15 protein-coding genes are annotated in these 14,035 nt (G+C 66.6%); 10 read left to right on the forward strand and 5 right to left on the reverse strand.

Annotation, left to right across the window (positions count from 1 at the left end; translation table 11 throughout):
- Nucleotides 1-101: 101 nt before the first annotated feature.
- The gene (locus BKA04_RS10120) at nt 102-671 is read left to right on the forward strand and encodes a LemA family protein (RefSeq protein WP_104096300.1); all 570 of its coding nucleotides are present in this window, start codon (nt 102-104) and stop codon (nt 669-671) included.
- 67 nt (nt 672-738) lie between these two features.
- Nucleotides 739-1,644, forward strand: a complete 906-nt coding sequence (locus tag BKA04_RS10125) for a M48 family metalloprotease (protein WP_104096301.1) — start codon at nt 739-741, stop codon at nt 1,642-1,644.
- Between the two features lie 60 nt (nt 1,645-1,704).
- On the opposite strand, the gene BKA04_RS10130 is transcribed toward BKA04_RS10125, so the two are convergent.
- Entirely contained in the window at nt 1,705-2,931 is a 1,227-nt protein-coding gene (locus tag BKA04_RS10130; protein WP_104096302.1) for a winged helix-turn-helix domain-containing protein, read from the reverse strand.
- Between the two features lie 97 nt (nt 2,932-3,028).
- Between BKA04_RS10130 and BKA04_RS10135 the strand changes: the two genes are divergently transcribed.
- Both BKA04_RS10135 and ilvA read left to right on the forward strand, forming a co-directional pair.
- Entirely contained in the window at nt 3,029-4,189 is a 1,161-nt protein-coding gene (locus tag BKA04_RS10135) for an AI-2E family transporter (RefSeq protein ID WP_104096303.1), read from the forward strand.
- Nucleotides 4,182-5,414, forward strand: coding sequence for a threonine ammonia-lyase (gene ilvA / locus BKA04_RS10140; RefSeq protein WP_104096304.1), 1,233 nt, complete (start codon nt 4,182-4,184; stop codon nt 5,412-5,414). The genes BKA04_RS10135 and ilvA overlap by 8 nt, the downstream gene beginning before the upstream one ends.
- Here ilvA and greA read toward each other — a convergent pair.
- Both greA and BKA04_RS10150 read right to left on the reverse strand, forming a co-directional pair.
- Nucleotides 5,411-5,896, reverse strand: a complete 486-nt coding sequence (greA, locus tag BKA04_RS10145) for a transcription elongation factor GreA (protein WP_104096305.1) — start codon at nt 5,894-5,896, stop codon at nt 5,411-5,413. The two genes, ilvA and greA, sit on opposite strands and share 4 nt — an antisense overlap.
- 96 nt (nt 5,897-5,992) lie before the next feature.
- Nucleotides 5,993-6,409 carry a DUF4307 domain-containing protein gene (locus BKA04_RS10150; RefSeq protein ID WP_104096306.1) on the reverse strand — a complete coding sequence of 139 codons (417 nt, stop codon included), beginning with the start codon at nt 6,407-6,409 and terminating at the stop codon, nt 5,993-5,995.
- Between the two features lie 56 nt (nt 6,410-6,465).
- On the opposite strand from BKA04_RS10150, the gene mca reads away from it, so the two are divergent.
- Nucleotides 6,466-7,341: a mycothiol conjugate amidase Mca gene (gene mca, locus BKA04_RS10155; protein WP_104096307.1), complete on the forward strand. Its 876-nt coding sequence runs from the start codon at nt 6,466-6,468 to the stop codon at nt 7,339-7,341.
- Complete coding sequence (locus tag BKA04_RS10160; protein WP_104096308.1) at nt 7,338-7,553, forward strand: hypothetical protein; 216 nt, start codon at nt 7,338-7,340, stop codon at nt 7,551-7,553. The genes mca and BKA04_RS10160 overlap by 4 nt, the downstream gene beginning before the upstream one ends.
- On the opposite strand, the gene trhA is transcribed toward BKA04_RS10160, so the two are convergent.
- A complete protein-coding gene (trhA, locus tag BKA04_RS10165; protein ID WP_104096309.1) occupies nt 7,550-8,284 on the reverse strand; it encodes a PAQR family membrane homeostasis protein TrhA in 735 nt (244 codons plus the stop codon). The genes BKA04_RS10160 and trhA overlap by 4 nt on opposite strands.
- Before the next feature lie 71 nt (nt 8,285-8,355).
- Here trhA and BKA04_RS10170 point away from each other — a divergent pair, with 71 nt between their 5' ends.
- From BKA04_RS10170 to BKA04_RS10185, 4 genes are all read left to right on the forward strand, one after another.
- A complete protein-coding gene (locus BKA04_RS10170) occupies nt 8,356-9,141 on the forward strand; it encodes an isoprenyl transferase (RefSeq protein ID WP_104096310.1) in 786 nt (261 codons plus the stop codon).
- Between the two features lie 32 nt (nt 9,142-9,173).
- The gene (locus BKA04_RS10175; protein WP_104096311.1) at nt 9,174-10,298 is read left to right on the forward strand and encodes an aminotransferase class V-fold PLP-dependent enzyme; all 1,125 of its coding nucleotides are present in this window, start codon (nt 9,174-9,176) and stop codon (nt 10,296-10,298) included.
- A 228-nt stretch (nt 10,299-10,526) separates the two neighbouring features.
- A complete protein-coding gene (locus BKA04_RS10180; RefSeq protein WP_104096746.1) occupies nt 10,527-11,828 on the forward strand; it encodes a PhoH family protein in 1,302 nt (433 codons plus the stop codon).
- A 21-nt stretch (nt 11,829-11,849) separates the two neighbouring features.
- Nucleotides 11,850-12,620, forward strand: a complete 771-nt coding sequence (locus BKA04_RS10185) for a hypothetical protein (RefSeq protein ID WP_104096312.1) — start codon at nt 11,850-11,852, stop codon at nt 12,618-12,620.
- 15 nt (nt 12,621-12,635) lie between these two features.
- Here the strand turns inward: BKA04_RS10185 and BKA04_RS10190 are convergent, their stop codons facing one another.
- Nucleotides 12,636-14,033, reverse strand: coding sequence for a class II fumarate hydratase (locus BKA04_RS10190; protein WP_104096313.1), 1,398 nt, complete (start codon nt 14,031-14,033; stop codon nt 12,636-12,638).
- Nucleotides 14,034-14,035: the final 2 nt, after the last annotated feature.

The following is a 14,035-nucleotide window of genomic DNA, read 5'->3' on the forward strand; positions in this document are numbered from 1 at the left end:
TCGGTGGGAGCGCAGTCAGGTTTCGTTATAGTTGACTGCGAAGCAGCGCGCCGCTGGCGGGCACAATGCACGTCCGGGCAACACCGAAGGAGCTCACTGCAATGGATTCACTCTGGATCGTCATCGGCATCATCGTCTTGCTGGTCGTCATCATCGGGATCTACCTGTGGTCCACCTACAACTCGCTCGTGCGCCTCAAGGTGCGTGTGGACGAGGCATGGAGCGACATCACCGTCCAGCTCAAGCGGCGGGCCGACCTCATCCCGAATCTCATCGAGTCGGTCAAGGGCTACGCGGCGCACGAGAAGGGCGTCTTCGAGGCGGTCACGAAGGCCCGCGCAGAGTCGCTGAGTGCCGGCACCCCGGCCGAGGCCGCTGCAGCCGAGAACCACATGCAGGCCGCGCTCAAGAGCATCTTCGCGGTGGCGGAGGCCTACCCGCAGCTCCAGGCCAGCCAGAACTACCTGCAACTGCAGGGCGAGCTGGTCGACACCGAGGACAAGATCCAGGCGAGCCGCCGTTTCTACAACGGCGGGGTGCGCGAGTTCAACACGAAGATCCAGGTGTTCCCGAACACCCTCTTCGTTCGTGGACTCGGGTTCACCGAGCGCGAGTTCTTCGAGGTGTCCGACTCGGCCGCGATCGCCGAGCCGCCTCGGGTTCAATTCTGACCAGCCGGTTGAGCAGCGCTGCGTGCGGCGCGCATCGAAATCCCATATGCCGATTCAGGGTTGACCCGTGTACAAAGCGATAGCGCGCAACAAGCGCAACACCGTGTTCATCATGGTGCTGTTCGTCCTGCTCGTCGCGGCGATCGGATTCGCGGTGAACCTCATCTGGGGCGACCCTCTCGGCACCGGCGACTGGACCGTGACGATCGCGACCATGATCGGCGTGGGCATCTACGTCGTCATCCAGTACTTCGCCGGAAGCAGCCAGGCGCTTGCGATGAGCGGGGCGCGGCAGATCCAGAAGGCCGACAACCCGAGGCTGTACCGGGTGGTCGAGAACCTGGCGATCACCAAGGGGCTGCCGATGCCAAAGGTGTACATCGTGGACGATCCGTCGCCCAATGCGTTCGCGACCGGCCGGAAACCGGAGCTCGCCTCCGTCGCCGCGACGACCGGGCTGCTCGACATGATGACCGACTCCGAGCTCGAGGGAGTCATGGCGCACGAGATGGGCCACGTCGAGAACTACGACATCCGGCTCAATACGATCGTGTTCGCGCTCGTCGTCGCCATCGGTTTCATCGTCGACATCCTCATGCGGATGATGTGGTTCGGCGGCGGGCGGCGCAGCAACAACAACAACGGTGGCAACCCCATCATGCTCATCGTGGGGCTCGCGGCACTCGTCCTCTCACCCATCATCGCCGCGCTCATCCAGGCTGCGATCTCGCGCCAGCGCGAGTACCTGGCGGACGCGACGGGCGCCATGACGACGCGGCATCCTGAGGCGCTCGCGAGCGCGCTGGAAAAGCTGGGCCAGTACGGGAAACCCCTGCAGAAGCAGAACTCGACGATGGCGCACATGTGGTTCGGGGACCCGTCGAAGCCGGGCGTCATGGACCGCCTGTTCGGCACTCACCCGCCGATCGGCGACCGGGTGAAGCGACTCCTCGGCAACGCGACCAGGTTCTAGAGGACCTTCGCGAAGGCGACGAGCGCGTGCGGTGCCGTCGGCACGCCTTCCGCGCGGGAGTCAGCGCGCTGCGAGCGGCACCCCGAGCTCGCCCGCGACGGCGGGGGCGAGGTCCCCCCAGTCGGCGACCGAGACCGCGTCGAGTCCCTGCCAGGATGCCGTGGACCGCAGCAGTGGGGCAATGCGTTCAGCGACGAGCCCGGCATCCGCATGCGCCTCGGTCCACGCGGACTGCACGCGCAGTACATGAGCCTGGCGGTCGCTCTTGAGGTCGATGCGGCCGACGATCGCTTCATCGAGCAGGATCGGCAGACTGTAGTAGCCGAACACGCGCTGAGGCGCCGGAGTGTAGATCTCGATGCGGTAGTGGAAGTCGAACATCCGCAGAGCGCGCTCACGCCGCCACACGACAGGGTCGAAGGGGGAGAGCAAGGCGGTCGCCTCGATGCGGCGGGGGATGCGGGCATCGCGGTGCAACCAGGCCCGCTCCTTGCGCCCCTTGCCCTCCCAACCCTTCACGGTGACCTCCCGGACGATGCCCTCGTCCTCGAGTTCGTGCAACAGGCCGGCCACGTCCACCTTCTTGAGCCGGAAGTAATCGGTGAGGTCGGATGTCGTTCCGATGCCGTGCGCCCGCGCCGCGTGCTCGACGAGGGCCCGGTGGGCCTCGTTCGCCGGAACTTCCTGCTCCAGCAGCTCCGCCGGCATGAGGTGCTCGGCGAGTCCGTACACGCGCTCGAACCGGGTGCGCCCCGCGCTCACCACCTCGCCCCAGCGGAACAGTACCTCGAGCCCGGTCTTGACCTCCGACCAGCCCCACCACGGCCCCGAACGCCGGTTCGCATCGTGTTCGACCGCGCTCGCGGCCAGCGGCCCCTTCTCGGCCAACTCCGCGCGCAGCCAGTCGAGAATGCTCCGGTGCGCGGTGGCCCAGTCGAGCAGGCCGTTGGATGAGGCGGTGCGGTAGCCGTCCATCCGCCAGCGGAACAGCGGCCACCATTCGCGCGGGATGAGCGCGGCCTCGTGCGCCCAGTACTCGACGTAGCGGCCGCGACGGGTGAAGGTGAGCCGGTCGAGCAGGTCCTTGTCGTACGGGCCCAGCCGCGCGAACATCGGAAGGTAGTGGCTGCGCTCGAACACGTTCACCGAATCGAGCTGCAGCAGGCCGATGCGCTCGATGGCGAGGTTCAGCTGGCGCGTGCCCACGGCATCCGGTGCGGGGCGCCCGAACCCCTGTGCGGCCAGCGCGATGCGGCGCGCCTGGGCGGGTGAGATCGAGTCGACCATGGGTCTCGACGATACCGGAGTGCACCGACACGACGACTGGATGCCACTTGGAGAATATGGAATCCACGGCATATGCTCCCCCGTAGACTGAAGCGTGATGTTCCGCAAGCGACTGCCGCCGTCAGCGGCCCGCCGGGGCGCGCAACAGCGTTCGGCTGAGGATGCGGTGCCCATGGGCATGCGCATCGCCGGCGCGTGGTCGTGGCGCATCCTCGTGGTCGCCGGTGTCGGCGCGCTGCTCATCTTCCTCGTCATCCAGTTGAAACTCATCGTCATCCCGTTCCTGGTGGCGATCCTGCTCGGCGCGCTTCTCGTGCCCTTCGTGCAGTTCCTGCAGCGCCACCGCTGGCCGAAGTGGCTCGCGGTCGGGCTGGCCGAGGTCGGTCTCATCGGAATCGTGACGGGACTCGTCTACCTCATCGTCACCCAGATCATCCGGGGCTTTCCCGACCTCCGTGACCGTTCCCTCGCCTTCTTCGAGGAGGTCAAGACCCTTCTGCTCAATTCGCCCCTGCACCTCACCGAGGCGCAGATCAACGACTACCTCGCCCAGGCCTGGGATGGGATCCAGCGCGACAGCCAGTGGTTGCTCTCCGGTGCATTGTCGTTCGGCTCATCGTTCGGTCACTTCCTGGCAGGCATCCTGCTCGTCCTCTTCGCGACACTGTTCATCCTCATCGACGGGAAGCGCATCTGGGCGTGGACCGTACGCCTGTTCCCGCGGGCGGCGAGGCCGGCAGCGGATGGTGCGGGCCGCGCCGGGTGGGTGACGCTCTCCGACTTCGTGAAGGTGCAGATCTTCGTGGCGTTCATCGACGCGGTGGGCATCGGTCTCGGCGCGTGGATCCTGGGCCTGTTCTTCGACGGGTTCCCGCTCGTGATCCCCATCGCGATCGCGGTGTTCCTCGGCTCGTTCATTCCCGTGGTGGGCGCGGTCCTCACCGGCATCCTCGCCGTGTTCGTCGCCCTCGTGTACCTCGGCATCTGGCCGGCGGTCATCATGCTCGGGATCGTGCTCCTCGTCCAGCAGGTCGAAGGCCACGTCCTGCAGCCGCTCGTCATGGGCACGGCCGTCAAGGTGCATCCGCTCGCCGTCGTCTTCGCTGTCGCAGCAGGCGGTTACCTCGCCGGCATCGCCGGTGCGCTCTTCGCCGTCCCCGTCGTCGCCACGCTCAATGTCATCGTGCACTACATCGCGAAGGGCGAATGGCGAGAGAACCCCCGGCCGACACTCCAGAGCGTGTTGCGCGATGAGTGAGGCGGATCCCCCCACGCTCGCGGAGATCGAGCGGGCCCGCGACCTCGTCGCGGGGGTTGCGAGCGTCACCCCCATGGAGAACTCCCGCTACCTGTCCGGCATCCTCGGCTCCCCCGTGTACCTGAAGTGCGAGAACCTCCAGCGCACCGGCTCGTACAAGATCCGGGGTGCGTACAACCGGATGGCGCAGCTCACTCCGGAGGAGCGCGCGCGTGGCGTCGTCGCCGCGTCGGCGGGCAACCACGCCCAGGGCGTCGCACTCGCCGCACGGGAGCTGGGTATCGCCGCGACCATCTTCATGCCGGTCGGAGTCGCCCTGCCGAAGCTGCAGGCCACCAAGAGCTACGGCGCGGATGTCGTCCTGCGCGGCCACACGGTCGACGAGCCTCTCCGTGCCGCAGCGGAGTTCGCACAGTCCACGGGGGCGATCCTGATCCCGCCGTTCGACCATCACGACATCATCACGGGCCAGGGGACCCTCGGGCTCGAGATCCTCGACCAGGTCCCCGATGTCGACACCGTGATCGTGCCGATCGGGGGAGGAGGCCTGATCGCCGGTGTTGCGAGTGCACTCGCCCGTCGCGGGGAACTCGAGGGCAGGAGGATCCGTGTGATCGGGGTGCAGGTGGAGAACTCCGCCCCCTACCCGAAATCGATCGAGGCGGGTGAGCCGGTCGAGATCCGGATCAAGCCGACGATCGCCGACGGCATCGCCGTGAGCAAGCCCGGAGCGCTCAACTTCCCGATCATCCGGGATCTCGTCGACCAGATCGTGACGGTCAGCGAGGACGACACCGCGAGGGCGCTGCTCGTCCTGCTCGAACGGGCGAAGCTCGTCGTGGAGCCGGCGGGAGCGGTCGCCGTGGCCGCGATCATCACCGGCAAGGTGGACAACCTGGGCACGACCGTCGCGATCCTGAGCGGGGGCAACATCGACCCGCAGGTCATGGAGCGCGTCATCTCACTCGGCCTGGTCGCCTCCGACCGCTACCTCAAACTTCGCGTGAAGCTGCCAGACCGGCCGGGCCAGCTCGCCCGCATCGCCGAATTGATCTCGGATGCCAACGCGAACGTCATCGACGTGTCGCACGTAAGGAACGGGCGAGGCGCGCTTCTGGGCGAGGTCGAGCTGGAGTTGAGCCTCGAGACCCGCGGGCCGGAGCACGTCCAGCGCGTGCTCGACCACCTCATCGAAGCGGACTACGAGCCGCGCACCGACTTCTAGAAGCTGTAGGTCTTGACCTCGAGCAGCTCGACGGTGATGCTCTTGCCGTTCGGTGCGGTGTAGGTCACGGTCTCGCCCTCCTTGTGGCCGATGATGGCCACACCGAGAGGGCTCTGCTCGCTGTACACGTCCAGGTCGCTGTCGCCCGCGATCTCGCGGTTGCCGACGAGGAACTGGCTGGTGTCGCCGGCGATCTTCGCGGTCACAAGCATTCCGGGTTCGACGACGCCGTCATCCGGAGGGTTTCCGACCTTCGCCGTGCGCAGCAGCGCCGTCAACTGGCGGATGCGCGCCTCGATCTTGCCCTGCTCCTCTTTCGCGGCGTGGTATCCGCCGTTCTCCTTGAGGTCGCCCTCTTCGCGCGCGAGTTCGATCTTGTGCGCGATCTCGGTTCGCCCTGCTCCGCTGAGGTGCTCGAGCTCGTTCGTGAGTCGGTCGAGCGCCTCCTGGGTCAGCCAGGTCTCGGCAATGATGTCAGCCATGGTGCACTCCTTAGGTGGATCCGTCCCCCCGACGGCGTCGCCTCTCAAACAAATGAGACCGGCCAGCTGACCGGTCTCGAAGCGATTACCTCGATCTTACGCGAGCCAACAGCGGTAGATCAAGCCGGTGACAGCCCGCTGGGAGGTGCGGATGACCTCCGTGTACTGGGTCGTGTAGGTGGACGATGGCGCGAGTTCGATGATCTTCCAGCCGACGATCGCGTGGAGATCGTTCTGGGCCTCGAGGGCGCACGACACGGGCGTGCCCGTTCCGACGGACACCTGCCAGGTGATGCTCACCGTTTCATCGCTCACGACGCTGTGTGCGATGTCCTGCGCGTCGAGGCTGCCCTGCCCGTTGTCGAGACCGGCCCAGATCACCCAGGCGGTGAAGACCAGGACGACGAGGGCGGCGCCGATGACCAGCAGGAGGCGATCGCGCCTCTTCGCGCTCGGCGTGCGACCGTACCGGGCATCCAGCGCCGCCTGCGCGTCGATTGCTGTTCCGGCCATCGTTGCTCCCCGATTAGTCTGGTAACCCTAGGCTAATCGCGAACCGAAGGAGAACGGTGTCTCGTCGACTGCTCGCCGTGCACGCCCATCCCGATGACGAATCGAGCAAGGGTGCGGCGACCTACGCCCACTACGTGCACGCCGGAGCCGAGGTCATGGTCGTGAGCTGTACCGGAGGCGAACGCGGAGATGTCCAGAACCCCGGGCTCGTCGAGATGGCGATGGCGGAGCGCGACATGGCGGGGCTTCGGCACATCGAGATGGCGCGCGCGAGGGACATCATCGGGTTCGAGCACCGCTGGCTCGGATTCGAGGACTCGGGGCTCCCCGAGGAGGGTGAGGCGCTGCCCCCGAACTGCTTCGCGCTCATCCCGCTCGAATACTCCGCGGAACCTCTCGTGGCCATCATCCGCACTCTTCGCCCGCAGGTCATGATCACCTACGACGAGGCGGGCGGATACCCGCATCCGGATCATGTGCGCACGCACGAACTGTCCATGTACGCCATGGCTGCTGCCGCCGACCCGAACCGGTATCCGGATGCCGGCCCGGCCTGGCAGATCCAGAAGGTCTACTACGACCGCATCTTCAATTCGCCGCGCGCCAACGCGATGTACGACGCGCTCAAGGCGAAGCACCCGGACTCGCCCCTGCTCGAGGAGCTCGACGGGTACCGGTCCTGGATGCGGGAGCGACCGGATCTGGCGACGACGCACATCGAGGTGGGGGAGTTCTTCTCGCAGCGCGACGCTGCACTGAAGTCCCACGCGAGCCAGGTCGCACCGGACAGCAGTTTCTTCTTCTGGCCCAATGACCTCCAGAGGGAGGTGTGGCCGTGGGAGGATTACCAGCTCGCGACCTCGCTCGTGCACAGTGAGCTGCCCGAATCCGACCTGTTCGCGGGGATCACCGCAGATGTGGAGCCCGAATGAACCCGACCCCGACGCCGACCCTGCCGGCGGATTTCAACCTCGACACCGTCACCCCCGGATGGATCGGGTTCGCCATCACGTTTCTGGTCGTGCTCGTGACGGTCTTCCTCATCATGGACATGGTGCGCAGGATCCGCCGGGTGCGCTACCGCGCGGAGGTGCGCGAGAAGCTCGAGGAGGAGCGCCGGGCCGACGACCTGCCCGGCAGCTAGCCGAGGACGGGCGGTGCGATGGCGACGAGGAAGATGCCTGTCCAGTGGCACAGGAACGCCAGCAGCGTGAGCGTGTGGAAGATCTCGTGGAAACCGAAGCGTCCCGGGAACGGGTTCGGCCGCTTGAGACCGTAGATCACCGCCCCCGCGGTGTAGCAGAGCCCGCCTGCGATGATCAGGATCATCATGACCGCGTTCGCGGCGAAGAAGTCGGCGATGAACATGATCGCGGCCCAACCGAGGATCACGTAGAGCGGAACGTACAGCCAGCGCGGAGCCGAGATCCAGAACACTCGGAATCCGATCCCCAGCAGCGCACCGCCCCAGACGAGGCAGAGCAGCAGGATCGCCTTGCCCTCGGGGAGGGCGAGAACCGTGATCGGCGTGTACGAGCCGGCGATGAGCAGGAAGATGTTCGCGTGGTCGAGGCGCTTGAGCACCTTCTTCGTGCGGGTGCTCCAGTTGAAGCGGTGGTACAGGGCGGAGATGCCGAACAGCAGGAGCGAGCTGAAGACGAACACGGCAGAACTGACCTTGGCCGCGACACCATCCGCAAGCACGATGAGAATGACCCCGAGGGCGATGGCCGCCGGGAACGTGCCGGCGTGGATCCACCCGCGCCAGGTCGGCTTGACCTCCTGGTGCTCCTGGGCATCCTCAAGCAACGGGATGTTCGGCAGGTCGACTTCATCCTCCACTGAGGCGATCGCGCGATCCGAATCCGTTGTCATGGGCTCAGCCTAGGTCCGGGCAGTAACGGCACGCTGGGAATCGCCCCGCCCAAGTGGACTAACGTTGCCATGTGCGAAAAAGGGAAGTGCCGTGGGCTAGAGGAATCCTCTACGGCCTGTACCAGAAACGGCTGCGGAGAGAGCTTGCCGGGCTCCCCGTGCCCCGGCACATCGCCATGATCCTCGACGGCAGTCGGCGTTGGGCCCGGCAGAACGAGCTCGACTCCGCCGGGCACGGGCACCGGGCGGGAGCGGCGAAGTTCCGCGAGTTCCTCGTCTGGTGCGACGACTTCGGCGTCGAGGTCACGACCCTGTACCTCCTCTCGACGGACAACCTGTCGGGCAGGCCCGAGAGCGAACTCCACGACCTCTTCGAGATCATCGCGGATCTCGCCGACGAGCTCTCGCATTTCCGCAACTGGAAGGTGCAGCAGGTCGGTTCGTCGGAGAACCTGCCGAAGGCGCTGTCGGCGAGCCTGGCCGCTGCCGAGGCCCGAACCCGCTCGAACACCGGGATGCACATCAATCTCGCGGTCGGCTACGGCGGGCGCCGCGAGATCGCCGATGCGATGCGCAGCATCGTCCGGCAGCACGCGCTCGAGGGGAAGTCGCTCGACGCGCTCGCGGAGGTGCTCACTCCGGAACTGATCGGCAAGCACCTCTACACCGGGGGCCAGCCGGATCCCGACCTCGTCATCCGCACCTCGGGGGAGCAGCGGTTGAGCGATTTCATGCTGTGGCAGAGTGCGCACAGCGAGTTCTACTTCGTCGAGGCGCTCGGCCCCGACCTGCGCGAGGTGGACCTGTTGCGCGCGCTGCGCGACTACGCGACGAGGATCCGCCGATTCGGGCAGTAGAGGTCGTCTCGGCTGCCGTGGCACACTGAGTCATGCTGACGATCGACGAGTTCGCACTCGAGTTCGACGAAGAACCCGGATACCTCGACTTCGGACGAGTCGGGCCCCTCGCCCGCGTGGTGGTCGAGGAGGAGCGCGCACAGGTCGAACTCCTTCGCACCGCGCGATTCGGGAGCCTGGACAGTCTTATGGACCAGGACGCGAGGCTTCGGCAGGCCGTCGCGAATGCGACCGGGTTCCGCGAGGACGGCATCGTCTTCCAGCCGAACACGAGCATGGGGCTCATGCAGGTCATGTTCGGGATCACCGGCGGAGTCCTCCTCTCGCCGGACGAGTTCCCGAGTTCTCCGTTCGCCGCCGTCCGATCGTCGGATGCCATGGGCAGGCTCGAACCGCACTGGCTCGAGACCGACTACGGCAGGGTCACGCCCGGCATCGTCAAGAGCCATCTCACCAAAGACATCGTCGCCGTCGCGGTGAGCCTCGTCGACTACCGCACCGGGTACCTCGCCGACCTCGAGGGCATCCGGCAGGTCATCGGCGACCGGTTGCTCATCGTCGACGCGATCCAGGGGTTCACGGTCGCCGACGTCGACTACACGCTCGCGGATGTCGTCGCATCCGGCGGCCAGAAGTGGGCGCGGGCGGGCTGGAGCACCGGGTTTCTGGCCATGAGCGACCGCGCGATCGAACGGGTCAGCCCTGTCCTGTCGGGGTTCAACGCCACCGACGAAGGGCCGATGCCCACCGGATCGGTGCCCGACGCCGCGCGGGGAGCCAGGGCATTCCAGGTCAGCAACCCGAGCCCGATCGCGCAGGCGCGTCTTGCCGCATCGCTCGAACAGCTTGCAAAGGTGGGCATCGATGCGGTCGCCGAGCGTGTGATCCGGAACTCCGCCATGGTCATCGACCTCGCGGACGAGTTCGGCATCCCGGTCGTCTCGCCGAGGGATGATCGGGAACGAGCCGGAATCGTGGTCATAGAGCCTGCTGCGGACCAGCTCACGATCCTGATCGCGGCCCTCCACAATCACGGTGTGACGGTCACGGCGAGAGACGCGAACATCCGTATCAGCGTGCACGCGAGCACGACGGAGCAGACCCTGGCGATGCTGCGGGCGAGCTTCCAGGATTTCGCCTCCGCCACCACGATCTGAGTTCCGCGTGTCGGTACCCCTGCGACGCGCGCTTGCACGTAGCGTCGAATCATCAGGCATGGCGCCTGACTGAAGCGGCCACGTAAGTTCGCTTTTGACGTGAAGTGGCCGTGACGGACATGATCCGAGCCTCCCGCGCTCGGGGATGGAGCCCTAGTGACCACGACCAGCACCTCCCCATCGAAGACCGGCCAGTCGAAGACCGGCGAGTCGAAGGCCAGGGAGGAGGTGGTCCTGCAGGCCGACAAGACCTACGTTCTCGACACGTCCGTCCTGCTGTCCGACCCGAAGGCGATCTTCCGCTTCGCCGAGCACTCCGTCGTCCTGCCCGTCGTGGTCATCAGCGAGTTGGAGGCCAAGCGCAACGACCCCGAGATCGGCTATTTCGCGCGGCAGGCCCTTCGCTTCCTCGATGACCTGAGGGTGCAGCACGAGCGGCTCGACTTCCCCGTCCCGATCGGAGACGGTGGAAGCCTCAGGGTCGAGCTCAATCACACGAGCACGTCGATCCTTCCCTCGGGGTTGCAGCTCGGCGACAATGACTCCCGCATCCTCGCCGTCGCCCTCAACCTGGCCGGCGACGGGCTGAACGTCACGGTCGTCTCCAAGGATCTTCCGCTGCGCGTCAAGGCGGCGTCAGTCGGCCTGGCCGCCGAGGAGTATCGCGCGGAGCTCGCCGTCGACTCGGGATGGACCGGCCTCGCCGAAATCGATCTCGGCTCGAAGCAGATGTCGAAGCTGTACGACGACGAAGTCCTGGAGACGACGACGGTCGAGGGGATCACACTCAACACGGGACTCGTGATCCACTCCGACCGGGGTTCGGCGCTCGGACGGGTGACCGCACCCGGGGTGCTCAGACTCGTGCGAGGGGACCGCGACATCTTCGGGCTGCACGGCCGGTCGGCCGAACAGCGGCTCGCGATCGACATGCTGCTCGACCAGGACCTCGGCATCGTGTCGCTCGGCGGCCGTGCGGGGACCGGCAAGTCCGCTCTCGCGCTCTGCGCGGGGCTCGAAGCGGTCCTCGAGCGCCAGCAGCACCGGAAGATCATGGTCTTCCGTCCGCTCTACGCGGTCGGCGGCCAGGAGCTGGGATACCTGCCGGGGGATGCCGCGGAGAAGATGAACCCGTGGGCGCAGGCCGTGTTCGACACGCTCGGATCCGTCGTGTCACAGAACGTGCTGGACGAGGTCCTGGAGCGCGGCCTTCTCGAAGTCCTGCCGCTCACGCACATCCGGGGCCGCTCGCTCCATGACGCGTTCGTGATCGTCGACGAGGCCCAGTCGCTCGAGCGCAACGTGCTGCTCACCGTGCTCAGCCGGATCGGCCAGAACTCGCGGGTCGTCCTCACGCATGACGTGGCCCAGCGGGACAACCTGCGCGTGGGTCGTCACGATGGTGTCGCATCCGTCATCGAGACGCTCAAGGGGCACTCCTTGTTCGGGCACATCACGCTCACACGGTCGGAGCGCAGCGACATCGCAGCCCTCATCACGGAGCTCCTCGAGGGCAACGACGTGGTCTGATCGACCTGTTACGGTCGAGGGGTGACCACGTTCCTCCTCGTCGTATCGGTGAGCATGGGGATCGTCTTCGTCTGGGGACTTCTGGCGCCGCGCAGCCAGTGGCGCGTGCTCGTGAGCTGGTCCTATCGCGACCCCTATGCGAACGAGCCATCCGGGTCGGCATATCTGCTCTACCGGCTCATCGCCGCATTCGGAATTGCGACGATGGTTGTGACCGGCGTGCTCACCTATCACGCCCTGGCCGAGCACGAGCCCGATCCGCCGCCACCGCCCAGCGCAGGGGAGCGGATGTGGGGCGATCCGGCGCCCGTCGTGGTCAACCGCGTCTTCACGAGCGCCTCGAAGGCGCCCAAGGGTCTCGTGGACCAGCCCATCCTCGGGTACCAGGCGGTCACCGGTCAGACCCGTCAGCCGCCGTACCTGTTCCGGCTGGGGACGTTCCGCCTCGCGGACGCCACGACGGACAATGGTTTCCTCGGGGAGGATCCGGGCCCAGGACTCACGGCGCTGGACACCTCTGCGCTCGTCGTCCAGGTCGCAGGAGATCCACAGTGCTTCCCGCATGCTGTCATCGTGCGGGAGACGGGATCGACGGTGTCGGTCGCCGTCTATTACGGCCGTGCCGACCCCAAGGACGGGTCCAACGACGAATTCGTGGCGGAGTGCACGACGCACGCGAGCGGCGCGAACGTGTCCACCCTCATCCCGATACACCTCGCCGGCCCGCTCGGCGAGCGCACGGTGCAGACACTCGCGGGGGACCCGATCCGGAACGTCCCGTACACGCGGTAGCGCAGGCGCTGCGGCTCAGCCCGGATGCGTCATGCTGAGCACGTCGAGGAGCGTGTCCAACTGCTCCTCGGAAACCTCGCCGCGCTCCACGAATCCCAGCTCGATGACCGACTCGCGCACCGTGATCCCCTTCGCGACGGCATTCTTCGCCACCTTCGCGGCGGCCTCGTAGCCGATCACGCGATTGAGCGGGGTCACGATGGACGGGGACGACTCGGCGAGTGCCCTCGCCCGTTCGACATTCGCTTCGAGCCCGTCGACGGTCTTGTCGGCCAGCACCCGGCACGAATTCGACAGCAGTCGAATCGACTCGAGCAGGGCGGTGCCCATGACCGGGATGGCGACGTTCAGTTCGAATGCGCCGCTCGCCCCAGCCCACGCGATGGTCGCATCGTTTCCGACGACTCGTGCGCACACCATGAGGACGGCCTCCGGAATGACCGGGTTGACCTTGCCCGGCATGATTGAGGATCCCGGCTGCAGGTCGGGCAGGTGAAGCTCGGCGAGCCCGGTGTTCGGCCCTGACCCCATCCACCGCACGTCGTTGCAGATCTTCGTGAGGCTGACGGCGAGCACGCGCAGCGCTCCGGATGCCTCCACGAGGCCGTCGCGAGCACCCTGCGCCTCGAAGTGGTCCTTCGCCTCCGTGATCGGGAGGCCGGACTCCTTCGCCAGCTCGGCGATGACCTTCTGGGGGAAGCCGGCCGGGGTGTTGATGCCCGTGCCGACCGCCGTGCCGCCGAGCGGAACCTCGGCGACGCGTACGATCGTCGCCTGCACGCGTTCGATGCCGAGGCGGATCTGCCGTGCGTACCCGCCGAACTCCTGTCCGAGCGTCACGGGAGTCGCATCCATCAGATGGGTGCGTCCCGACTTGACGACGCCGGCCCAGTCCCTGGCCTTCTTCTCGAGTGAGGTCGCGAGGACCTCGAGCGCCGGGACCAGGTCATCGAGCAGCGCACCCGTGACCGCGACGTGCACCGAGGTGGGAAAGACGTCATTGGAGGACTGTGAGGCGTTCACCTGGTCATTGGGGTGGACAGGGGAACCGAGCGACCGGCTCGCGATCGAGGCGAGCACCTCGTTCATGTTCATATTGGACGAGGTGCCGCTGCCGGTCTGGTAGACGTCGATGGGGAACTGGTCGTGATGCGCACCCCCGATGACCTCGGCGGCCGCGGCGGCGATGGCCGCGGAGACGTCTGCGTCGATGATCCCGAGTGAGCCGTTGACGATGGCTGCGGCGCGCTTGACCCTCGCGAGTGCCACGATCTGGGCCGGTTCGAGACCGGAGCCCGAGATGGGGAAGTTCTCGACCGCCCGCTGCGTCTGTGCGGCGTAGAGCGCACTGGCCGGAACGAGCACCTCGCCCATCGTGTCGTGTTCTGTGCGGAATTCGCCGTGCTGAGTCACTG

This window comes from Terrimesophilobacter mesophilus (assembly GCF_014200375.1).
Taxonomy (GTDB): domain Bacteria; phylum Actinomycetota; class Actinomycetes; order Actinomycetales; family Microbacteriaceae; genus Terrimesophilobacter; species Terrimesophilobacter mesophilus.

Excerpts from the sequence above, each read along its gene's own strand:
- greA (WP_104096305.1), bottom strand. The coding sequence starts at position 5,896 with ATGGCTGACATCATTGCCGAGACCTGGCTGACCCAGGAGGCGCTCGAC.
- trhA (WP_104096309.1), bottom strand. The coding sequence starts at position 8,284 with ATGACAACGGATTCGGATCGCGCGATCGCCTCAGTGGAGGATGAAGTC.
- BKA04_RS10135 (WP_104096303.1), top strand. The coding sequence starts at position 3,029 with ATGTTCCGCAAGCGACTGCCGCCGTCAGCGGCCCGCCGGGGCGCGCAA.
- ilvA (WP_104096304.1), top strand. The coding sequence starts at position 4,182 with ATGAGTGAGGCGGATCCCCCCACGCTCGCGGAGATCGAGCGGGCCCGC.
- BKA04_RS10130 (WP_104096302.1), bottom strand. The coding sequence starts at position 2,931 with ATGGTCGACTCGATCTCACCCGCCCAGGCGCGCCGCATCGCGCTGGCC.
- BKA04_RS10150 (WP_104096306.1), bottom strand. The coding sequence starts at position 6,409 with ATGGCCGGAACAGCAATCGACGCGCAGGCGGCGCTGGATGCCCGGTAC.
- BKA04_RS10160 (WP_104096308.1), top strand. The coding sequence starts at position 7,338 with ATGAACCCGACCCCGACGCCGACCCTGCCGGCGGATTTCAACCTCGAC.
- BKA04_RS10175 (WP_104096311.1), top strand. The coding sequence starts at position 9,174 with ATGCTGACGATCGACGAGTTCGCACTCGAGTTCGACGAAGAACCCGGA.
- BKA04_RS10120 (WP_104096300.1), top strand. The coding sequence starts at position 102 with ATGGATTCACTCTGGATCGTCATCGGCATCATCGTCTTGCTGGTCGTC.